The 19,420-nt window shown below is 68.5% G+C and carries 19 protein-coding genes and 1 pseudogene; 13 read left to right on the top strand and 7 right to left on the bottom strand.

Going from position 1 to position 19,420, the window contains the following annotated elements; genetic code table 11:
* Positions 1-302 precede the first annotated feature (302 nt).
* Together MKK52_RS13760 and MKK52_RS13755 are read left to right on the top strand one after the other, a co-directional pair.
* Positions 303-1,124, top strand: a pseudogene (locus tag MKK52_RS13760) (outer membrane protein); the annotation flags it as partial.
* A 171-nt stretch (positions 1,125-1,295) separates the two neighbouring features.
* Entirely contained in the window at positions 1,296-1,787 is a 492-nt protein-coding gene (locus MKK52_RS13755; RefSeq protein WP_243954637.1) for a PRC-barrel domain-containing protein, read from the top strand.
* A 28-nt stretch (positions 1,788-1,815) separates the two neighbouring features.
* Here MKK52_RS13755 and parE read toward each other — a convergent pair whose 3' ends face one another.
* Entirely contained in the window at positions 1,816-3,870 is a 2,055-nt protein-coding gene (gene parE / locus MKK52_RS13750) for a DNA topoisomerase IV subunit B (protein ID WP_243954635.1), read from the bottom strand.
* A 289-nt stretch (positions 3,871-4,159) separates the two neighbouring features.
* Here parE and MKK52_RS13745 point away from each other — a divergent pair, with 289 nt between their 5' ends.
* Positions 4,160-4,345 carry a hypothetical protein gene (locus tag MKK52_RS13745; protein WP_243954633.1) on the top strand — a complete coding sequence of 62 codons (186 nt, stop codon included), beginning with the start codon at positions 4,160-4,162 and terminating at the stop codon, positions 4,343-4,345.
* Positions 4,346-4,365: 20 nt separating this feature from the next.
* On the opposite strand, the gene topA is transcribed toward MKK52_RS13745, so the two are convergent.
* Positions 4,366-7,035 carry a type I DNA topoisomerase gene (topA, locus tag MKK52_RS13740; protein ID WP_243954631.1) on the bottom strand — a complete coding sequence of 890 codons (2,670 nt, stop codon included), beginning with the start codon at positions 7,033-7,035 and terminating at the stop codon, positions 4,366-4,368.
* Between the two features lie 203 nt (positions 7,036-7,238).
* Between topA and MKK52_RS13735 the strand changes: the two genes are divergently transcribed.
* Together MKK52_RS13735 and MKK52_RS13730 are read left to right on the top strand one after the other, a co-directional pair.
* Positions 7,239-7,520: a BrnT family toxin gene (locus MKK52_RS13735; protein ID WP_243954628.1), complete on the top strand. Its 282-nt coding sequence runs from the start codon at positions 7,239-7,241 to the stop codon at positions 7,518-7,520.
* Positions 7,501-7,725, top strand: a complete 225-nt coding sequence (locus MKK52_RS13730) for a hypothetical protein (RefSeq protein ID WP_243954626.1) — start codon at positions 7,501-7,503, stop codon at positions 7,723-7,725. The genes MKK52_RS13735 and MKK52_RS13730 overlap by 20 nt, the downstream gene beginning before the upstream one ends.
* A gap of 6 nt (positions 7,726-7,731) precedes the next feature.
* Here MKK52_RS13730 and MKK52_RS13725 read toward each other — a convergent pair whose 3' ends face one another.
* Both MKK52_RS13725 and MKK52_RS13720 read right to left on the bottom strand, forming a co-directional pair.
* Positions 7,732-8,652, bottom strand: a complete 921-nt coding sequence (locus MKK52_RS13725) for a molybdopterin-dependent oxidoreductase (RefSeq protein WP_243954624.1) — start codon at positions 8,650-8,652, stop codon at positions 7,732-7,734.
* Positions 8,649-9,530, bottom strand: coding sequence for a cytochrome b/b6 domain-containing protein (locus MKK52_RS13720; RefSeq protein ID WP_409564664.1), 882 nt, complete (start codon positions 9,528-9,530; stop codon positions 8,649-8,651). The genes MKK52_RS13725 and MKK52_RS13720 overlap by 4 nt, the downstream gene beginning before the upstream one ends.
* 153 nt (positions 9,531-9,683) lie before the next feature.
* Here MKK52_RS13720 and MKK52_RS13715 point away from each other — a divergent pair, with 153 nt between their 5' ends.
* The 4 genes from MKK52_RS13715 (at position 9,684) to MKK52_RS13700 (ending at position 12,499) form a co-directional block, all read left to right on the top strand.
* Complete coding sequence (locus MKK52_RS13715; protein WP_243954622.1) at positions 9,684-10,637, top strand: aspartate carbamoyltransferase catalytic subunit; 954 nt, start codon at positions 9,684-9,686, stop codon at positions 10,635-10,637.
* Between the two features lie 132 nt (positions 10,638-10,769).
* Positions 10,770-11,093, top strand: coding sequence for a phosphoribosyl-ATP diphosphatase (locus tag MKK52_RS13710; protein WP_243954620.1), 324 nt, complete (start codon positions 10,770-10,772; stop codon positions 11,091-11,093).
* Entirely contained in the window at positions 11,090-12,061 is a 972-nt protein-coding gene (coaA, locus tag MKK52_RS13705; RefSeq protein WP_243954618.1) for a type I pantothenate kinase, read from the top strand. The genes MKK52_RS13710 and coaA overlap by 4 nt, the downstream gene beginning before the upstream one ends.
* Before the next feature lie 114 nt (positions 12,062-12,175).
* Positions 12,176-12,499: a hypothetical protein gene (locus tag MKK52_RS13700; RefSeq protein WP_243954616.1), complete on the top strand. Its 324-nt coding sequence runs from the start codon at positions 12,176-12,178 to the stop codon at positions 12,497-12,499.
* A 12-nt stretch (positions 12,500-12,511) separates the two neighbouring features.
* On the opposite strand, the gene MKK52_RS13695 is transcribed toward MKK52_RS13700, so the two are convergent.
* Positions 12,512-12,727: a hypothetical protein gene (locus tag MKK52_RS13695; protein WP_243954614.1), complete on the bottom strand. Its 216-nt coding sequence runs from the start codon at positions 12,725-12,727 to the stop codon at positions 12,512-12,514.
* 229 nt (positions 12,728-12,956) lie between these two features.
* Here MKK52_RS13695 and MKK52_RS13690 point away from each other — a divergent pair, with 229 nt between their 5' ends.
* Positions 12,957-13,100: a hypothetical protein gene (locus MKK52_RS13690; protein WP_243954612.1), complete on the top strand. Its 144-nt coding sequence runs from the start codon at positions 12,957-12,959 to the stop codon at positions 13,098-13,100.
* 9 nt (positions 13,101-13,109) lie between these two features.
* Here the strand turns inward: MKK52_RS13690 and MKK52_RS13685 are convergent, their stop codons facing one another.
* Together MKK52_RS13685 and serA are read right to left on the bottom strand one after the other, a co-directional pair.
* Positions 13,110-13,601, bottom strand: coding sequence for a hypothetical protein (locus MKK52_RS13685; protein WP_243954610.1), 492 nt, complete (start codon positions 13,599-13,601; stop codon positions 13,110-13,112).
* 69 nt (positions 13,602-13,670) lie between these two features.
* Positions 13,671-14,936, bottom strand: coding sequence for a phosphoglycerate dehydrogenase (gene serA, locus MKK52_RS13680; RefSeq protein WP_243954608.1), 1,266 nt, complete (start codon positions 14,934-14,936; stop codon positions 13,671-13,673).
* Positions 14,937-15,187: 251 nt separating this feature from the next.
* On the opposite strand from serA, the gene MKK52_RS13675 reads away from it, so the two are divergent.
* The 3 genes from MKK52_RS13675 to sppA all read left to right on the top strand — a co-directional run bounded on the left by MKK52_RS13675 (position 15,188) and on the right by sppA (position 19,376).
* On the top strand, positions 15,188-16,036 hold the full coding sequence (locus MKK52_RS13675) for a transglutaminase-like domain-containing protein (protein ID WP_243954606.1): 849 nt from the start codon (positions 15,188-15,190) through the stop codon (positions 16,034-16,036).
* A gap of 257 nt (positions 16,037-16,293) precedes the next feature.
* Positions 16,294-18,006, top strand: a complete 1,713-nt coding sequence (gene rpsA / locus MKK52_RS13670; RefSeq protein WP_243954604.1) for a 30S ribosomal protein S1 — start codon at positions 16,294-16,296, stop codon at positions 18,004-18,006.
* A gap of 404 nt (positions 18,007-18,410) precedes the next feature.
* Positions 18,411-19,376 (top strand): signal peptide peptidase SppA, encoded by a 966-nt coding sequence (sppA, locus tag MKK52_RS13665; RefSeq protein ID WP_243954602.1) that lies wholly within the window; start codon positions 18,411-18,413, stop codon positions 19,374-19,376.
* Positions 19,377-19,420: the final 44 nt, after the last annotated feature.

The raw sequence follows: 19,420 nt of genomic DNA, 5'->3' as shown, positions 1-19,420 counted from the left end.
CAGATCGGCTACAACTACCAGTTCACCCCCGGCTCCGGCTTCGTCGTCGGCATCGAGGCTGACGCCCAGTACGCCGACTTCGGCGCCCAGCGGAACCGCTTCTCGTTCGCCGCCCCGGGTGGCCCGGCGATCATCCCCGGCACCCTCGTCTACAACCCGAACGGCCTGTCGGGCCTCGACTACTGCGGCACCGTGCGCGGCCGCCTCGGCTACGCCTTCGACCGCACCCTCGGGTACGCCACGGGCGGCTTCGCCTACGGCTCGGGCGGTGGCCGGCAGTTCGGCCCCGGCGTCCGCCCGGACGACTCGCAGACCCGCCGCGAGTGTTCAAGCCGATGGCCGTATTCACCTGGCCGGGCTTCGACGCCGGTTTCAACGCCGGTTACGGCTTGGACGCCGCCTACAGGCGCGCCCCGACTGTCGTCGGCGTTTCGCCCGGTAACGCCATATGCGCCGCTGGCAACGTCACGACCAACGGTGTCCTCGCCTTCTCGAACCGCAACAACAACGAAGGCTTCGTTGGCGGTGGCCAGATCGGCTACAACTACCAGTTCACCCCCGGCTCCGGCTTCGTCGTCGGCATCGAGGCTGACGCCCAGTACGCCGACTTCGGCGCCCAGCGGAACCGCTTCTCGGCCGCCGCTCCGGCCGGCTCGGCGATCATCCCCGGCACCCTCGTCTACAACCCGAACGGCCTGTCGGGCCTCGACTACTTCGGCACCGTGCGCGGCCGCCTCGGCTACGCCTTCGACCGTACCCTCGTGTACGCCACGGGCGGCTTCGCCTACGGCTCGGGCGGCGGCCGTCAGTTCGGCACCGGCGTCTCCTCGAACGACTTCCAGACCGGCTACGCTGTCGGCGGCGGTATCGAGTACGCTCTCCCGACCGACTCGTTCCTGAACTTCTTCCGCTCTTCGGCCGTCACGCTGAAGGTCGAAGGTCTGTACGTGAACCTCGACCAGAGCCGCCGCTCCGCCGGCGCCTTCGCCACCAACAACTTCGGCCAGACCATCACCACGACCTCCCCGGGCGTGACGCTGATCTCCGGCCCGGCCAACACGAACCGCAGCACCGAGTTCGCCGTCGTCCGCGCCGGCGTGAACTACAAGTTCGGCTCGTACTAAGACCTCGACCGCCGCGGCTTCGGCCGCGGCACTGGAAGCCCGGCCCCTTGGCCGGGCTTTTTGCGTTTCAGGGACGTCTGGTGCGACGCCGCGCCCAGGAACCCACACCGGAACCGGCCGATTGACGGGCGCCCGCGCTTGAGACGGGCATCCAGCCCGGAAGATCATCGCATGCCGCGCCCGTCCCGCCTCGCCCTGCTGCCGCTGCTCGGTGCGCTAGGCGCCGCCCCAGCCCTGGCGCAGGACGCCACCGTCATCGGGAAGGATACGGTCCTGCCCGGCACGGGTCCCGGCACCACCACGGGTGGCCAGGGCACCGGCGGCCTGATGCAGGCAAGCAGCGTCGAGGACGCCACCAAGCGCCAGAACCTGAAGCCCGCCATCTTCCTGGCGTCGCGCATGATCGGCGTGGAGGTGCGTAACCCGGCCGGAGACAGCGTCGGCAAGATCGAGGATCTGCTCCTCGACGGCGGGACGCTGAAGGCCGTCGTCATCGATGTCGGCGGATTCCTCGGGATCGGCAGCAAGCGGATCGCCGTGGGCCCGGACGCGCTGGTCCTGCGACCGGGCGGGGACCGCTTCTCCGCGATCCTGCAGATGGGCAAGGACACGATCGCGGCAGCCCAGGCCTTCGACCCGGCCAAGGCCATTCCGGCGCACTAGGCCGGATCGACCTGACGCGCGACCTCGATCAGATATCGAGGTCGGCGCCTTCCGCGAAGGCGGCCCGCTCGGTGATGAAGGTGAAGCGGGCCTCGGGCTTGTTGCCCATCAGCCGCTCCACCGTGTCGCCGGTCGATTCCCGCGCCTCGTCCAGGATCGCGACGCGCAGGAGCGTGCGCTTCTTCGGATCCATCGTGGTCTCCTTCAGCTGCGCCGGCATCATCTCGCCCAGGCCCTTGAAGCGCCCGATCTCGACCTTGCCGCCCTTGAAGACCGTCTTGGTGATCCGCTCGCGGTCGGCATCGTCGCGGGCATAGGCGACCTTCGAACCCTGCTGGATCCGGTAGAGCGGCGGGATCGCGAGGTAGAGATGCCCCTTGTCGATCAGCTTGGGCATCTGCCGGTAGAAGAACGTGATCAGCAGCGAGGCGATGTGGGCGCCGTCCACGTCGGCGTCCGTCATGATGATCACCTTGTCGTAGCGAAGGTCCGCCTCGCGGAAATTCGCCCCGGTGCCGCAGCCGAGCGCCAGCGTCAGATCGCCGATGAGCTGGTTGGCGCCGAGCTTGTCGCGGCTCGCCGACGCGACGTTGAGGATCTTGCCGCGCAGCGGCAGGATCGCCTGCGTCGCCCGGTCCCGCGCCTGCTTGGCCGAGCCGCCGGCGGAATCGCCCTCGACGATGAAGATCTCGGAGCCCGCCGTGCCGGCCGCCGAGCAATCCGCGAGCTTGCCCGGCAGGCGCAGCTTGCGGGTGGCGCTCTTGCGGGCGACCTCCTTCTCCTGGCGGCGGCGCAGGCGCTCCTCCGCCCGGTCGATCACCCAATCGAGGAGCTTGTTCGCCTGGGCCGGGGAGGCGGCGAGCCAATGGTCGAAGGCATCGCGCACCGCCGTCTCGACGATGCGCTGCGCCTCGACGGTGGCGAGCTTGTCCTTGGTCTGGCCCTGGAATTCCGGCTCGCGGATGAAGACCGACAGCATCGAAGCGCAGGTCGCCATGACGTCGTCGGTGGTGACGGCCGTCATGCGCTTGGCCTGGTTCACCCGCTCGGCATGCTCGCGCAGGCCCCGGAGCAGGGCGACCCGCAGGCCCGCCTCGTGGGTGCCGCCCTCCGGCGTCGGGATCGTGTTGCAGTAGGAATGCGAGACGCCGTCATCGGCGACCGTCCAGGCCACGGCCCATTCGAGCGAACCGTGCGAGCCGGGCTTCGTCATCTTGCCGGAGAACACCGTGTCGAGGACGAGGTCCTTCCCCTCGATGTCCCGGGCCAGATAATCCGACAGGCCGCCGGGGAAGCGGTGCACCGCCTCGGCCGGCACGTCCTCCATGCCCTCGACCAGGGAGGGGGCGCACTTCCAACGGATCTCGACGCCGCCGAACAGGTAGGCCTTCGAGCGAGCCATCTTGAACAGGCGGCGCGGGTCGAACTTCAGCGAGCCGAAGATCTGCGCATCGGGGTGGAAGCGCACCCGCGTGCCGCGCCGGTTCTGCACCCGCCCGACGATCTCCAGCGCGCCCTGCGAATGCCCGCGCGAGAAGCACTGGCGATAGAGCGTCTGGTTGCGGGCGACCTCGACCTCCAGCACGTCCGAGAGGGCGTTCACCACCGAGATGCCGACGCCGTGCAGGCCGCCGGAGGTCTCGTAGACCTTCGAATCGAACTTACCCCCCGCGTGCAGGGTTGTCATGATGACTTCGAGGGCGGACTTGCCCGGAAACTTCGGGTGCGGATCCACGGGAATGCCGCGCCCGTTATCGGTCACGACGAGGGATCCGCCTTCCTCGAGCTCCACCTCGATGAAGCTTGCATGGCCGGCGACCGCCTCGTCCATGGAATTGTCGATCACCTCCGCGAAGAGGTGGTGCAGGGCGCGCTCGTCGGTGCCGCCGATATACATGCCGGGCCGGCGCCGGACCGGCTCCAGGCCCTCCAGCACCTCGATGTCGGAGGCGGTGTAGCCCGCCTCTGGGGAGGCCGCGGCCAGCGTGACGGGCGAGGCCACCTCGGTCAGGCGGCGCTTGGGCTCGGTGACGGGCAGGGGCTTGCCCTTGCCGGCGAAGAGGTCGCGGGCCGGATCGCTCACGCGCCCGCTCCCGCGTGCTGCAGGAGCGACCGAAGCGGGGGAAGCTTTGCGTCTGGGAGCATGCGCCTTCATCTCGCCAGCATAACGGAACAAAACGGAAACATCAAAGCCGCCGGAGCGGAATCGACGGCCTTTCTGCCATGCTGCGCTGCGGCGCGCGAGCGCCCCGCGCCGCCACGGCAAGCCCGGCAGGGTGAACCGCCGTAGTTAACGTTCCGGGAACGCCGGAACCCGCCTACGGCCAAGGCGTTGCAGGGATGGACAAACCTCCGATCCCAGGAGTGCGCCGATGATCAGCGACGCGAACGAAGCACGCCACTTGGACCTCGTCCGGTTCGAGCACGCAGCCGGCGCCGCCTTCGGATGCATCGACGAGGACGAGGGCCGTTCCGACCCGTTCGTCATCGCCCCCGCCGCCATCGCCGTCGCCACCCTCGCGACGGCCTTCGCCGCCACGATCTCCTACCTGATCTGAGCCCTGCGGGGCGTCGGGCCTCAGCCCGCCGCCTTCTTCTTCGGCGCGGCCTTCTTGGCGGCCGGCTTCTTGGCTGAGGCCTTCGCCTTCTCACCCTCGGCCTTGCGCGGCGTCGCCTTCTTGCGGGCGGGCGCCTTCTTGCCGCCGCCGGCCTCGCGCTTCGCCGCGATCAGCTTCAGAGCCTCGTCCAGCGTCAGGGCCTCGGCATTCACGCTCTTGGGCAGTGTCGCGTTCACGTTGCCGTCGGTGACGTAGGGTCCGTAGCGGCCCGCCTTCACCACGATCTCCTTGCCGCTCTCCGCGTCCTTGCCGAGCGAGCGGCCGGGATCGCCCGCCGGGCGACCGCGCCCACCGCCCTGCTCCTTGGCGACGATGAGGTCGATGGCCCGGTTGCCGCCAATCTCCAGCACGTCGTCGTCGCGGCCGAGATTGGCGTAGGTCCGCCCGTGCTGCACGTAAGGACCGAACCGCCCGATTCCCGCGAGGATCGGCTCGCCGGTCTCCGGGTGCCGCGCGATCTCGCGGGGCAGCGAGAGGAGGGCCAGCGCCGTCTCCAGCGTCACGTCCCCGGGGGAGAGCCCCTTCGGCAGGGAGGAGCGCTTCGGCTTCTCCGCGCCCTTCTCGGCGCTGGCGTCGCCCAACTGGATGAACGGCCCGAACCGCCCGTCGCGCACCGTCACCGGCAGGTCGGTGGTGGGGTCGTTGCCGAGCACCCGCACCCCCGGCTGGCGGCCGTCGGTCGAGGAGCCGTCGCCCTCGCCGTTGACGCCGGTGGCCGACAATTGCCGTGTGTAGGTGCATTCGGGGTAGTTCGAGCAGCCGACGAAGGCGCCGAACTTGCCGAGCTTCAGCGAAAGTTGGCCCTCGCCGCAATTCGGGCAGGCGCGGGGGTCCTTGCCCTCGCCCCGGTCAGGGAAGATGTGCGGCCCGAGCAACCCGTTCAGGGCTTCCAGCACCTCCGCGACGCGCAACTCCTTGGTCTCGCCGATAGCGGCCGAGAAGTCGCGCCAGAAGTCGCGCAGCACCTGCCGCCAGTCGATCTCGGCGTTCGAAACGCGGTCGAGCTGCTCTTCGAGGTCGGCGGTGAAGTCGTACTCGACGTAGCGGCGGAAGAAGCTCTCGAGGAAGCCCGTGACGAGCCGCCCCTTGTCCTCCGGCTGAAGCCGCTTCTTCTCGATCTTGACGTATTCGCGGTCCCGCAGGGTCTGCAGCACGGCGGCGTAGGTCGAGGGACGGCCGATGCCGAGCTCCTCCATGCGCTTCACGAGGCTCGCCTCGGAGTACCGCGGCGGCGGCTCGGTGAAGTGCTGGGTGGAGGCGATCTTCTCGCGACGCAGGGAATCCCCCGCCTCCATCTTCGGCAGGCGGCGGCTCTCCTCGTCCTCCTCGTCGTCCTTGCCCTCTTGGTAGAGCGCGAGGAAGCCGTCGAACTTCACCACCTGCCCGGTGGCGCGCAGCTCGATCCGGCGCCCGCCCGCAATGGCGTGGACATCGACGGTGGTGCGCTCCAGCTCGGCCGATTCCATCTGGCTCGCCATGGTGCGGGTCCAGATCAGGTCGTAGAGCTTGGCCTGCTCCGGTTCGAGGTAGCGGGCCACGTCCTTCGGGCGGCGGCCCATGTCCGTGGGGCGCACCGCCTCGTGCGCTTCCTGGGCGTTCTTCGCCTTCACGCTGTACTTGCGCGGGGCGCCGGGCACGTAGCGATCACCGAACTCGCGAGCGATCACCTTGCGGGCATCGGCGATGGCCTCCGGCGCCATGTCGACGCCGTCCGTCCGCATGTAGGTGATGATGCCGACCGTCTCGCCGCCGACATCGACGCCCTCGTAGAGGCGCTGGGCGACGCGCATCGTCTGGGCGGGTGCCATCCCGAGCTTGCGGGAGGCCTCCTGCTGCAACGTGGAGGTGGTAAAGGGCGGCTGCGGGTGGCGCTTGGCGGGCTTCGCCTCGATGCTCGCCACCTGGAACGTCGCCGCTTCGAGGGCGGCCTTGAAGGCGGCGGCCTCCTCGGCATTGCCGACGTCGAGGCGCTGGATGCGCTTGCCGTCCGCGCCGACGAGGCGGGCCTCGAAGGTCGCGCCGTCCTTGGTCGCGAGCGTCGCGATGATGGACCAATATTCGCGGGGCTTGAACGCCTCGATCTCCATCTCGCGCTCGACCACGAGACGCAGGGCGACCGACTGCACCCGGCCCGCCGACTTGGCGCCGGGGAGCTTGCGCCAGAGGACCGGCGAGAGGTTGAAGCCGACGAGGTAATCGAGGGCGCGGCGGGCGAGATAGGCATCGACCAACGCCTGATCGATCTGGCGCGGCTTGCGCATCGCCTGCTCGACGGAGGACTTGGTGATGGCGTTGAAGGTGACGCGCTCGACCGGCACGCCCTTCAGCACCTTGCGGGCGTTCAGGGCCTCCAGGACGTGCCACGAGATGGCCTCGCCCTCGCGATCCGGGTCGGTGGCGAGGATGAGCTTCTCGGCGCCCTTGACCGCCTTGGCGATCTCGCTGACCCGCTTCGAGCCGCGATCCTCAAGCTCCCAGACCATGTGGAAGTCCTGCTCGGGATCGACCGAGCCGTCCTTCGCGGGAAGGTCGCGGATATGGCCGAAGGAGGCGATCACCTCGTAGTCGCGGCCGAGATACTTGTTGATCGTCTTGGCCTTGGCCGGCGACTCGACGACGACGACTTTCATCCAGAACCCTCTGCCCCCTCGAAGGGGCCGCGGCGCGACGGATTGTTCGGAATGCGAACGAACCCGCCGCCAGCCGGGGCCTCGCGGGGCGGAGAAGTGGGTGAGCGGCGGCGGGTTGTCAAATGACGGCGCCTGCGCACTCTGCCACGCCGCCGCCTCGGTGAACCCGGCGGCCATCGCCACCACCCGGATTCCCTTGTATCTTGCGTGCGTTTTCGATCACCTTCGATCCGGGCAAGCGTGAACGGACCTTGGCCGAAAGGGGACTGGATTTCGCGGATGCCGCCCACATCCTCGCAGGCCCGAGATTCGATTTCGAGGATCTGCGAAAGGAATACGGCGAGCGAAGAATCGTCACCGTCGGGTTCCTGGCGGATCGCATGGTAATCGTTATCTGGACACGACGGGGCCGGGGTCACCACGTCATCTCGATGAGGAAGGCCAATGACAGGGAACAAAGGCGCTATGCCCCCTTCATCCGCTGAAGAGCCGATCCTCAGCGATCTCGCGAAGGTCGATTCCTATGAGTTGACCGACGAGGATTACGACGAGATCCCCGAACTCACCGACGAGATGATCGCTCGGGCGAACCTGTACGTGAACGGGCGGCTCGTGCGGCCCGTCGTTTCAAATGTTCCGCCGGAGCCGGCGGTGGCTCCTGTAACGCACCGGACACGCAAGGCGGGCTGAGGGGGCTTAGATCCCCGCGTACCATTCGTAGCCGCGATCCTCCCAATAGCCGCCTTTGCCGTCGCCGAACCCGGCGAGGGACGAGACCATCTCGACTCGCATCACGTACTTGGCGTTCTTGTAGCCGAGCTGGCGCTCCACCCGCAGGCGCAGGGGCGCGCCGTTGGAGACGGGCAGCGCCTTCCCGTTGAGGTCGTAGGCGAGGATCGTCTGCGGGTTGAAGGCGTCGAACAGGTCGATGCTCTCGTAGTAGCGGATCGGGCGGCGCCCGTCCGTGGCGTCGGGGTCTTTCTCCCCGTTCGAGGCGGCGCCGGTCGGCGAGCCGCCCCAATCGTCCGCCGCCGCGAGCTGGACATAGGCGGCATGCGCCTCGCGCACCGTGTTCGGATGGCTCGGCTGCACCCAGGCCCCATCGTCGCTGGCATATTCGAGGGTGTCGGCGCAGTGCAGCACCGCGTAGCGGGCCTGCGGCTTCAGCCCGGCTCGCTTCAGCACCTCGGACAGGGGCACGCCCGACCATTTGCCGATGCAGCTCCACCCTTCCACGCAATCGTGCCGGGTGATCTGCGTGCGGGAGGGCAGGGCGCGCAAATCCGCGAGGCTCAACGAAAGCGGCGTGTCCACCAGCCCGTCGACCTTCAGCTTGAAGTCAGAAAAGTTCTTGGCGGCGAGGGCCTTGTAGGCGGTGTCCGGCGGATCGATCGAGCCGTTCGGCTTGAACCAGGGCGAGATCATCGATTCGGGAAATTCCCGCGCTGTGGTCATGCCCGACATCAGCAGGCGCTGGACGTAGAGGTTCGCGTCCTCCCCGATGGAGAGGGTGCGGCGGCCCGCGTCGGTCCCGGCGAAGCGGTCGCAGCCGCCGAGCAGGGAGGCGCCGGCGAGGCCGGCGGTGGCGGTGAGGAGGCGTCGGCGGTGCAGGATCATCGGGCTTCCTCCCCGGCAGGGCGAACCTTGCCTATGCTGAACCAGCCGGTGATCATCCCGCGCAGGTTGTTGACGACGCCCGAGACCAGCACGAGCACGAGGTGGACCACCACGAACAGGACGAGCAGCCCCGCCGCGATGAAGTGGACGCTGCGGGCCGATTGCCGGCCGCCGAACAGCTCCGTCAGCCAGGGCCACGCGGCATCGACGCCCGGCGACATGGCGAGCCCGGCGAGCACCATCGCGGGCAGCAGCACGAGCACCACGCCGAGATAGGTGAGCTTCTGGATGACGTTGTAGCGCTTGGCTTCCTCGCCCTCGGGGAACTTCAGGAGCAGGTGCTCCTTCACCGAGCCGCTGAAATCGCGGATCTGGTCGCCCTCCGGGATCAGCCGGCGGCGCAACTGGCCCGAGAACAACCCGTAGAGGAGGTAGAGCGCGCCGTTGATGACGAGGAACCACGCGAACAGGAAGTGCCAGCGGCGGCCGGTGGCGAGGTCCTGGTTCGCGGGAAGGGTGATCCAGGACGGGAAGGCCCGCTCACTCTCGACGCCCCGATCCTTCGACAGGCCGAGCACCCCGGTCGTGTCGAACTTGTGGTTCCCCAGATAGACGACACCGCGGTTGGCGCCGCCGCTCTCCTCGCTGGTGATGGCCAGGGCGGGCGTGTCGAAGGTCGAGACCGCGCCCCAGTACAGGGCCGGGTGGGCGTTGAAGATCTGAAGGCCGCTCATCAGAAGGACCAGCAGCACCGCGGCGTTGATCCAGTGGGTCAGGCGGATCACCAGCGGATGGCGGTAGATCAGCCGGCGCCCGTTCGGGCCGACGCGCTCGGGCGCGGCCTTGTCCGGGGCATTGAGGGCGGGCGAGGCGTCCAAGGGGCCATCTCCGAGGCGGGGGTCTTTGCGCGCAATACGTGTAGCGCGACCGTGCGGTTACCAGCCGCGACGAAAACGCCGCACGTTGGCCGGTGCCCGGAACGCGGCGACGCTTGCAGGACTCGCCGGCGGCACCTACACCCGGCACCCGTCATGACAGCCCCGACGCCCGCGCCCGCATTGTTCCCGCACCGGCACCTGCTGGGCATCGAGGGGCTGAGCCGGCCCGACATCGAAACCCTGCTCGATGCCGCCGACGCCGCCGTGGACATCTCCCGCCAGGTCGAGAAGAAGCGCACCACCCTGCGCGGGCGCACGCAGATCAACCTGTTCTTCGAGCCCTCGACGCGGACGCAATCCTCGTTCGAACTCGCCGGCAAGCGCCTCGGCGCCGACGTCATGAACATGTCGGTCGCCTCGTCCTCGGTGAAGAAGGGCGAGACGCTGATCGACACCGCCGCGACGCTGAACGCCATGCGGCCGGACATCATCGTCGTGCGCCATCAGGCGGCGGGCGCGGTGCATCTCCTGGCGCGCAAGGTCGATTGCGCCGTGGTCAATGCCGGCGACGGGGCGCACGAGCACCCGACGCAGGCGCTCCTCGACGCCCTGACCATCCGCCGCAACAAGGGCCGCATCGAGGGCCTGCAGGTCGCGATCTGCGGCGACGTCCTGCATTCGCGGGTGGCACGCTCGAACCTTATCCTGCTCCAGGCGATGGGCGCGCGGGTGCGCCTCATCGCGCCCTCGACGCTGCTGCCGGCGGGGATCGAGCGCTTCGGCGTCGAGACCTTCACCGACATGCGCAAGGGCCTGGAGGGCTGCGACATCGTGATGATGCTGCGCCTGCAGCGCGAGCGCATGAACGGCTCCTTCGTGCCCTCGGTGAAGGAATACTTCCGGTATTACGGCCTCGACGCCGACAAGCTGGCGCTCGCCAAGCCCGACGCCCTGGTGATGCATCCCGGCCCGATGAATCGCGGGGTCGAGATCTCCTCCGAGATCGCGGACGGGGCGCAATCGCTGATCCGCCAGCAGGTCGAGATGGGCGTCGCCGTGCGCATGGCCGTGCTCGACGCCCTGGCGCGTCACCTGCCCAACGGGTGAGGATCGCCGGATAAACCCTTACCCAACAAAGCGGCTCGCCTCTCACGCGCAGGCGCTTGCCCCCGCACGCGCGCTGGCGCAGTTTCCTGCCGGAAATCGGCCCGTCGCGGGCCGGACAATGCAAGACCGTTCATGAGCAGCTACACCCTCGCCGATCTCGCTCGCCTCGTGGCGAGCCGCGCCGGCACAGATCCCTCTACCTCCTACACCGCGAAGCTCCTGGCCGACGGCCCGGCCAAGGCGGCCAAGAAGCTCGGCGAGGAGGCGGTCGAGGCGGCCATCGCCGCCGTGCAGGGCGACCGCGAGGGCCTCAAGAACGAGGCGGCGGACGTGCTCTACCACCTCGTGGTGCTGCTGAAGGCCGGCAACGTCGAGCTCGAGGCGGTGATGGCCGAGCTGGAACGACGGACCGCCCAGAGCGGCATCGCCGAGAAGGCTTCGAGGCCGACCGCGTGACTCCGCCGCCCGCTCTCTCGGACGGCACGGACAGCCTCTCCCCCTACCGCCGCTTCGGCCGGGAGGAATGGGCGCATCTGCGCGCCGACGCCCCCCTGACGCTCAACGCGGACGACCTCGAGCGGCTGAAATCCCTCAACGATCCGATCTCCATCGAGGAGGTCGTAGAGATCTACCTGCCCCTGTCGCGGCTGCTCTCCTTCTACGTCGCGGCGACGCAGGGCCTGTTCAAGGCGACGCAGCGCTTCCTCACCGCCGAGCGCGAGACCAAGCTGCCCTACATCATCGGGCTCGCGGGATCGGTGGCGGTGGGCAAGTCCACCACCGCGCGCATCCTCGCGGCGCTCCTCACCCGCTGGCCGAACACGCCGAAGGTCGATCTCGTCACCACGGACGGGTTCCTGATGCCGAACGCCGAACTGGCCGCCCACGGCCTGATGGAGCGCAAGGGTTTTCCCGAGAGCTACGACACCGCCGCGCTGCTGCGCTTCCTGCACGAGGTGAAGTCCGGCCAGAGGCGGGTGACGGCGCCGCTCTACTCGCACCTCGTCTACGACCGGGTGCCGGGGGAGGAGCGGGTGGTGGAGAGCCCCGACATCCTCATCGTGGAGGGGTTGAACGTCCTGCAGCCGGCCCGCCTGCCGCGCGACGGCACGGCGGTCCCGTTCGTGTCCGACTTCTTCGACTTCTCGATCTACCTCGACGGGCACGAGGACGACCTGCACCGCTGGTACGTCACCCGCTTCATGCGCCTGCGCCAGACCGCCTTCCGCGATCCGCGCTCCTACTTCCGCAAGTACGCGGAGATCCCCGAGGCCGAGGCGCTCGACATCGCCGACCATCTCTGGACGACGATCAACCTACCGAACCTGCGGGAGAACATCCTGCCGACCCGCCAGCGGGCGAGCCTCATCCTCACGAAGGGGGCGAGCCACCGGATCGACAGTGTGGCACTCCGGCGCTTGTGATCCGAGAAAACGCGGCCGGCGACGCGGGGAGGGGTCCCTGTTGCACGGAAGGCGCTGCTTCAAGTGCGCCCTGATGCCACAGTGGTTTAGTAACCCGAATCGGCGAACGGCCCCATGAAGCGCGAAGAGAGAGCACTCCTCCAGGAACGGGTGAAGACCCTCGTTCTGGGGCACGCCCTGGAAGCGGTGCTGTCGCAATTCGCGAAGGCCGATCAGGCGGCCGGGCGCGACGCGGAGGCCGACCTGTCGCGGCTCGAAACCCTGCTGCTGAACGCGGCCCAGGGCCTCGCCGACCGCGCGACCGCCCAGAAGCTCTCGGTTCTGGTCGCGGTCGAGGACGTGTCGGCCACCGTCAGGGCGGCCTTCGACACCGCCCGTCAGACGATCGACCGGATCCGCCCGGCGGACGAGGCAGTCGAGACCGCCATCGCCGCCTGACCGACGCCTCGCCTATTGCTTGGCGCGGTTGATGATGTCCCACAGGACCCGGGCCACGGGCTCCGTGACCGTGCGCCTGTACTTACGATGGACCAATTGTCCGTTGTGAAAGACGTCCTGCTCGACATAGAGCCGGTTCCCGTCCCACCGGACGATGTTGTCGGATTCGACCGTCTCCTCGACCCCGAGCTCGTTTCGCAGGATCGTGCTGCCGGTGTGTGTGAGCATACGCGCGTCCTCAGTCACGCCGGGCTTGACCAGGTCCCGGTTCGGCGAAACCACCATATTCGGCGCTCACGCCCCACGCCAGACGGAAGGGGTGTTTCGCCCTTTCACTCTTCGCGGAAAGATTGCGAAACGAAACCATGTGCGCTCCGGCACAGCCTTGGCCGTAGGCGCCTGACAGGGTGAGGCTACGCGGGAAGGGCGTGTCGCTCCGGCCGCGGCGGAGGCGTCCATGACCCAGCGCCAGACCACCTCGTTCGACGGCGCACTCGCCGCCCTGATCCGCCTCGCGGTGCGCGTCACGCGCCGCCTCGTCCCGGCCGCGCCTGCGGGCCGCCCGGCGGGCGGCCCGGTCGTCTTCCGGCATTACCTGTAGGGCGCGGTCCTAGCCGCCCCGGCTGAGGATCGCCGGCGCCGGGCAGGCTTCCGTGGCGAAGGGGCCGAGGACCACGTCGCCCTGGCGCGGATTGTTCACCGTGAACGGCGCCGTGCCCTGGAGGCCGATGAAGCCGCGCCCGAGCTGCGGGATGAAGGCCTGCCCGCCGAAGCGGATGAAGCAGCGATCGATCACCGCCTCGTAGTCGAAGCTCGCCTGAGTGATCGGCCGCAGGGCGCCATCGGGCCCGGGGACGGCGCAATAGGCGGCAAAGTCCAGCTGGCCCGGATGCGTGAGGCGGATCTGCACCGCGTGCCCCGGTAGGATCGTCACCGGCGGGCCGCCGTCCCGCCGGGCCGTCAGCACGTAGGCCGAGCGGTTGACGATCTGGCGCAGGCATTCCGCCGACGCCAGCGAGGCGGTGCAGGCCGTGCCGAGCACGGCCAGGGCGAGGGCTGCGGCCCCGCGCGAAGTTTGTGCCGTCCAGCCACGCTTGACCACTGACCACTCCCGTTCCGCTTGATCGCTGGACTTGAACAGCGCCAACGCCTCGCGCGCAAGGTGCAATCGTTAGCGGCGCTCGTAGAGCAGGCGGGCGCGGATCGTGCCGGGGATGGCGCGGATCTCCCCGAGCAGCGACTCGGCATCCGCGTCGGTGGCATCGGTTTCCAGCACGACGTAACCGACCTCGCCGTCCGTCTGGTAGAACTGGGCAGCGATGTTGACGTGGCTGCGGGCGAAGACCTCGTTGAGCCGCCCGAGCATGCCCGGCAGGTTGCGCTGGACGTGGATGAAGCGCGTGCCGGTGGCGCGGGTGGGCAATTGCACCTGCGGGAAGTTCACCGCGCCGACCGTCGAGCCGATGTCCGAATAATCCACCAGCTTCTTGGCGACTTCGGCGCCGATGCGCTCCTGTGCCTCCTCGGTGGAGCCGCCGACATGCGGGGTGAGGATCACGTTGTCGAGACCCTGGAGAGGGCTGACGAAGCGCTCCGCATTGGAGCCGGGCTCCTTCGGGAACACGTCCACGGCGGCACCGCGCAGGTGGCCGTCGCGCAGGGCCGCGGCGAGGGCGTCGAGGTCCACGACGGTGCCGCGGGCATTGTTGATGAGGAAGGCGCCCGGCTTCATCGCCCGGATCTCGGCCTCGCCGATCATGTTGAAGGTCGCCTCGGTCTCCGGCACGTGCAGGGAGACCACGTCGCTCTGCCCGAGCAGATCCTTCAGCGAGTCGGTCGGCTCGGTGTTGCCGTGGCGCAGGCGGTCGGTGTGATCGTAGAACAGCACCCGCATGCCCATGGCCTCGGCCAGGGTCGAGAGCTGCGTGCCGATATTGCCATAGCCGACGATGCCGAGCGTCTTGCCGCGCACTTCCATCGAGCCGACGGCGGACTTGTCCCACTGGCCGGCATGGGCGCCCACCGAACGGGGCACGATCCGCCGGAGCAGCATCACGATCTCGCCGATCGTCAGCTCGGCCACCGAACGGGTGTTGGAGAAGGGCGCGTTGAAGACCGGGATGCCCCGGTGCCGGGCGGCTTCGAGGTCCACCTGATTGGTGCCCACCGAGAAGCAGCCCACCGCCAGCAGCCTGTCCGCCGCCTCGAACGCCGCCGCGTCCAATTGGGTGCGCGAGCGGATGCCGACCATGTGAACGCCCTGGAGCGCCGCGTGCAGCGCCTCCTTATCGAGCGCCTTCGGCAGGCGGGTGAGGTTGGTGTAGCCGGCGGCCTGCATCAGCGCGACGGCGCTGTCGTTGATCCCCTCCAGGAGCAGGACGCGGATCTTGTCCTTGGGGAGCGAGAGCTTGTCGGCGAGCGGGGAGTCGGCGGCCATGGGATCGGATCGACAGAGGAAAGGTGGCGCAGGGTTAGGCAGGGCGTCATCGCGATGCAACATCGGCGGTAACAGCCCAGCCCTGCATGTTTGCACGACCCTCGACCGGCCTTGCATGATCTTTGTGCATTCGGCGACTCGAACAGGAGCCCGAACTGCGGAACCAAGCTTTTAGTTTGTGGTTTTGGAGCCTGTCATAAGTCTTCGCGGCATCACGACAGTGATCGCCGCCACGCATCTCGGCCCAGACCATGCAGATCCGCACCGGCTTCACCATCGCGTTCGACACCAACGGTCCGACGCCGATGAACCTGCTCCTCAACATCCGGCCGGAGCGCCGGGATGACCTGATCACACCGGAGGTGATCACGTTCGATCCGCCGGTCGCTGCACGGCAGCATGTGGACGGGTTCGGCAACGTCTGCACCCGCATCGTCGCGCCGGGCGGCCGGATCACCATGTCCGCCGACTTCGTGATCGCCGACAGCGGCCTGCCGGATGACTACGCCCCCGACGCCCGAGAAATTCCGGTGCAGGATCTGCCGGACGACGTGCTCGTCTATCTCCTCGGCTCGCGCTACTGCGACACGGACAAGCTCTCCCAGACGGCATGGGCGCTGTTCGGCGGGATCGCGCCGGGCTGGGGTCGGGTGCAGGCCATCGTGGACTACGTCCACAACCGGCTGCGCTTCGACTACCAGCAGGCCGACGCGACCCGTACCGCCCATGACGGGCACGGCCAGCAGGTCGGCGTGTGCCGCGACTTCGCCCACCTCGCGATCACCCTCTGCCGCTGCATGAACATCCCGGCCCGCTACGCCACCGGGTATCTCGGCGACATCGGCGTGCCGAAGGACCCGGCGCCGATGGACTTCTCCGCGTGGTTCGAGGTCTTCCTCGACGGCCCCGAAGGCCCGCGCTGGTACACGTTCGATGCCCGGCACAACCGTCCGCGCATCGGCCGCATCGTCATGGCGCGGGGCCGCGACGCCACCGATTGCGCCCTGACCACGAGCTTCGGCACCGCCTACCTCGCCCGGTTCGACGTCCTGACGGACGAGCTGCCGGAGAACGCGGGAGCCTTCGCGCAGGCGGCGTGAGGGCGCTGTTGAACGGCCTTCGCGAATAGAGTATGTGACAGGCGCCTCGCCGTCCGTCGTGATGCTTGCCTTCTTTGGCGGCATATTCGGGCGAGTCGGCCGGGCCGCCCTCGTCATCCGTATCGACGCGTCGGCAAACCGGTCTCCGTTTGGAGGCGGTTGCTTCTCCATAGGGAAGCTGCGGCGGCAAGGGCGTTTGCAACGCGAGCCGCCGACGCACCCGGTCCATCCCAGGATGTGACCGCCCAGGAGAGAGAATGACCGCAGGGACAGCCGTGGCGCGGGATCAGTACCGCGATGATTTCGCCGCGCTTCTGGAGGAGAGCTTCCTCCAACACGAGATCACCGAAGGGTCCGTCGTCAAGGGTCGCGTCGTCGCGATCGAGAAGGACGTGGCCGTCATCGACATCGGCGCCAAGACGGAAGGCCGTGTCGCACTCAAGGAATTCTCCGGCCCCGGCCGGGAAGGCGAGCTGAGCGTCGGAGACGAGGTCGAGGTCTACGTCGACCGGATCGAGAACGCGCTGGGCGAAGCCGTCATCTCGCGCGACAAGGCTCGCCGCGAGGAGAGCTGGGTCAAGCTCGAAAAGGCCTTCGAGGCCAACGAGCGTGTCACCGGCACGATCTTCAACCAGGTCAAGGGCGGCTACACGGTCGACCTCGACGGCGCCGTGGCGTTCCTGCCGCGCTCGCAGGTCGACATCCGTCCGGTCCGCGACGTCACCCCGCTTCTGGGTACGCCGCAGCCGTTCCAGATCCTCAAGATGGATCGCCGCCGGGGCAACATCGTCGTCTCGCGCCGCACGGTCCTCGAAGAGAGCCGCGCCGAGCAGCGCAGCGAGCTGGTGGCCAACCTTGAGGAAGGTCAGGTCATCGACGGCGTGGTCAAGAACATCACCGAATACGGTGCGTTCGTGGACCTCGGCGGCATCGACGGCCTGCTCCACGTCACCGACATGGCGTGGCGCCGCGTGAACCACCCGTCCGAGGTCGTCACCATCGGCCAGACGGTGAAGGTCAAGATCATCAAGATCAACCACGAGACGCACCGCATCTCGCTGGGCATCAAGCAGCTCCTGGCCGATCCGTGGGAGGGCATCGCCGCCCGCTACCCCGAGGGCGCCAAGCTCAAGGGCCGCGTGACTAACATCACCGACTACGGCGCCTTCGTGGAGCTGGAGCCGGGGATCGAGGGTCTGATCCACGTCTCCGAGATGAGCTGGACCAAGAAGAACGTCCATCCGGGCAAGATCGTCTCCACCTCTCAGGAGGTCGAGGTGCAGATCCTGGAAGTCGATCAGGTCAAGCGCCGCATCTCGCTGGGTCTCAAGCAGACCCTGCAGAACCCGTGGGAAGGCTTCTCCGAGAAGCATCCGGTGGGCTCCGAGGTCGAGGGCGAGGTCAAGAACAAGACCGAGTTCGGCCTGTTCATCGGCCTCGAGGGCGATGTCGACGGCATGGTCCACCTGTCGGATCTCGACTGGAACCGTCCCGGCGAGCAGGTCATCGACGAGTTCAAGAAGGGCGACATGGTCCGCGCCCAGGTTCTCGACGTGGACGTCGAGAAGGAGCGTATCTCGCTCGGCATCAAGCAGCTCGCGGGTGACCCCTTCGCCGAAGCCGGCGAAGTCAAGAAGGGTCAGATCGTGACCTGCGAGATCGTCGAGGTGAAGGATTCCGGTTTGGAGGTGCGGCTCGCCGACACCGACATGCAGACCTTCATCCGCCGGGCCGAACTCGCCCGCGACCGTGCCGACCAACGCCCCGAGCGCTTCGCCGCTGGCGAGAAGGTCGATGCCCGCGTGGTGCAGTTCGACCGCAAGGCCCGCCGCGTGCAGGTCTCGATCAAGGCCCTGGAAGTGGCCGAGGAGAAGGAAGCCATGGCCCAGTTCGGCTCTGCCGATTCGGGTGCCTCGCTCGGCGACATCCTCGGCGCCGCCTTCAAGAAGGCCCGCCCCGACGAGGAGTAATCCTCATCGCGCGCCGCCCGGTTCACCGGGCGGTATGAGATCGGAAAGCCGCGCGGATCCACATCCGCGCGGCTTTTCTTTTGTTTCGCGGCGGGTATCGGCTGTCAGCCGCTGGCGGGCACGGCAACGACCTTCGCATCCTGGAGCGGGAAATGGCCGACGAACTCGCCGCCATCCCGACCCTCGACGCGGCCTGACCGCAGCGGGCGACCTCCGCGCAAATTCTTCGTCGCGCCCCGTATCCACGTCGGCAAAAAATGCTCTAGAACACCGCCTCGCACGGGCCCCGCCCGGCGGGATGCCAAGGACGCCAAGGACTTGCACGCCGCGAGGCGGTGCCAGGGCGGCGTCGGGCAGGGTGACTGACCACGGCGTTCGGCCGGGGATGCAAGGGAACGGATCGCATGGCAGCCGACGCCGAACTGCTGATCGACAGGCGGCGCCTGCGCCGCAGGCTCGGCCTCTGGCGCGTGCTCGGGATCGGCGGCCTGATCGTGGCCGTCGGCGCCGTGGGCTACCGCGTCCGGGCGGGCGGGAACGGCGCCTTCGCCGTGCGCCCGCAGATCGCGCGCATCTCCGTCTCCGGCTTCATCGCCGGCAGCGAGGCCACCGCCAAGCTCATGAAGCGGGTGGGCGAATCGGATGCCGTGAAGGGCGTCGTCGTCTCGATTAACTCGCCCGGTGGCACAACCACCGGTTCGGAGGAGATCTTCCGCAACCTGCGGGCGCTCGCCGCCAAGAAGCCGATCGTCGCCTTCGTGGACGGCACGGCGGCCTCCGGCGCCTACATCACCGCCATCGCCGCCGACCACATCGTCGCCCGCGAGACAAGCCTCGTCGGCTCCATCGGCGTGCTGTTCCAGTACCCCGACCTGTCGGGCCTCCTCGACAAGGTCGGTGTGAAGGTCGAATCGGTGAAGTCCTCGCCGCTGAAGGCCGAGCCCTCGGGCTTCACGCCGACATCACCCGAAGCGCGGGCGGCCCTCGCCGCCGTGGTGGGCGACACCTACGCGTGGTTCAAGGGCCTCGTGGCCGACCGCCGGGGCATGGACCCGCAGCAGCTCGCCGCCGTCTCTGACGGGCGGGTGTTCAGCGGCCGGCAGAGCGTACCCCTGAAGCTCGTGGATGAACTCGGCGGCGAGCGGCAGGCCGTGGCGTGGCTGGAGAGCGCCCGGGGCGTGCCGAAGGACTTGCCGGTGACCGATTGGAAGCCGCGTTCGGAGAGCGACTTCTCCCTGTGGTCCGCCGCGGGCACGGGGGCGGGGCTCCTCGGCCTCGAAGGCTTCGCGGGCCAGCTCCGGGCGCTCAGCGCCGAGGCGCAGGCCGGCGCGCAGGGCGGGCTCCTCGTCCTGTGGCGGCCGGAGCCCTGAGCGCGACCGCCTCAGCGACCTCCGTACGAAGCCGAACCAACGGG

It is taken from the genome of Methylobacterium sp. J-067 (assembly GCF_022829465.1).
GTDB classification, from domain to species: domain Bacteria; phylum Pseudomonadota; class Alphaproteobacteria; order Rhizobiales; family Beijerinckiaceae; genus Methylobacterium; species Methylobacterium litchii.
Note: the sequence above shows the minus strand (reverse complement) of the source record. Positions and strands in the feature narration are given on the sequence as shown.

What these genes read in the sequence shown, in the direction of transcription:
- topA (WP_243954631.1), bottom strand. Translation starts at nt 7,035, where the DNA reads ATGAAAGTCGTCGTCGTCGAGTCGCCGGCCAAGGCCAAGACGATCAAC.
- MKK52_RS13725 (WP_243954624.1), bottom strand. Translation starts at nt 8,652, where the DNA reads ATGATCCTGCACCGCCGACGCCTCCTCACCGCCACCGCCGGCCTCGCC.
- rpsA (WP_243954604.1), top strand. Translation starts at nt 16,294, where the DNA reads ATGACCGCAGGGACAGCCGTGGCGCGGGATCAGTACCGCGATGATTTC.
- MKK52_RS13715 (WP_243954622.1), top strand. Translation starts at nt 9,684, where the DNA reads ATGACAGCCCCGACGCCCGCGCCCGCATTGTTCCCGCACCGGCACCTG.
- MKK52_RS13730 (WP_243954626.1), top strand. Translation starts at nt 7,501, where the DNA reads ATGCCCCCTTCATCCGCTGAAGAGCCGATCCTCAGCGATCTCGCGAAG.
- MKK52_RS13710 (WP_243954620.1), top strand. Translation starts at nt 10,770, where the DNA reads ATGAGCAGCTACACCCTCGCCGATCTCGCTCGCCTCGTGGCGAGCCGC.
- MKK52_RS13755 (WP_243954637.1), top strand. Translation starts at nt 1,296, where the DNA reads ATGCCGCGCCCGTCCCGCCTCGCCCTGCTGCCGCTGCTCGGTGCGCTA.
- MKK52_RS13695 (WP_243954614.1), bottom strand. Translation starts at nt 12,727, where the DNA reads ATGCTCACACACACCGGCAGCACGATCCTGCGAAACGAGCTCGGGGTC.
- MKK52_RS13675 (WP_243954606.1), top strand. Translation starts at nt 15,188, where the DNA reads ATGCAGATCCGCACCGGCTTCACCATCGCGTTCGACACCAACGGTCCG.
- serA (WP_243954608.1), bottom strand. Translation starts at nt 14,936, where the DNA reads ATGGCCGCCGACTCCCCGCTCGCCGACAAGCTCTCGCTCCCCAAGGAC.
- sppA (WP_243954602.1), top strand. Translation starts at nt 18,411, where the DNA reads ATGGCAGCCGACGCCGAACTGCTGATCGACAGGCGGCGCCTGCGCCGC.
- MKK52_RS13745 (WP_243954633.1), top strand. Translation starts at nt 4,160, where the DNA reads ATGATCAGCGACGCGAACGAAGCACGCCACTTGGACCTCGTCCGGTTC.
- MKK52_RS13700 (WP_243954616.1), top strand. Translation starts at nt 12,176, where the DNA reads ATGAAGCGCGAAGAGAGAGCACTCCTCCAGGAACGGGTGAAGACCCTC.
- MKK52_RS13690 (WP_243954612.1), top strand. Translation starts at nt 12,957, where the DNA reads ATGACCCAGCGCCAGACCACCTCGTTCGACGGCGCACTCGCCGCCCTG.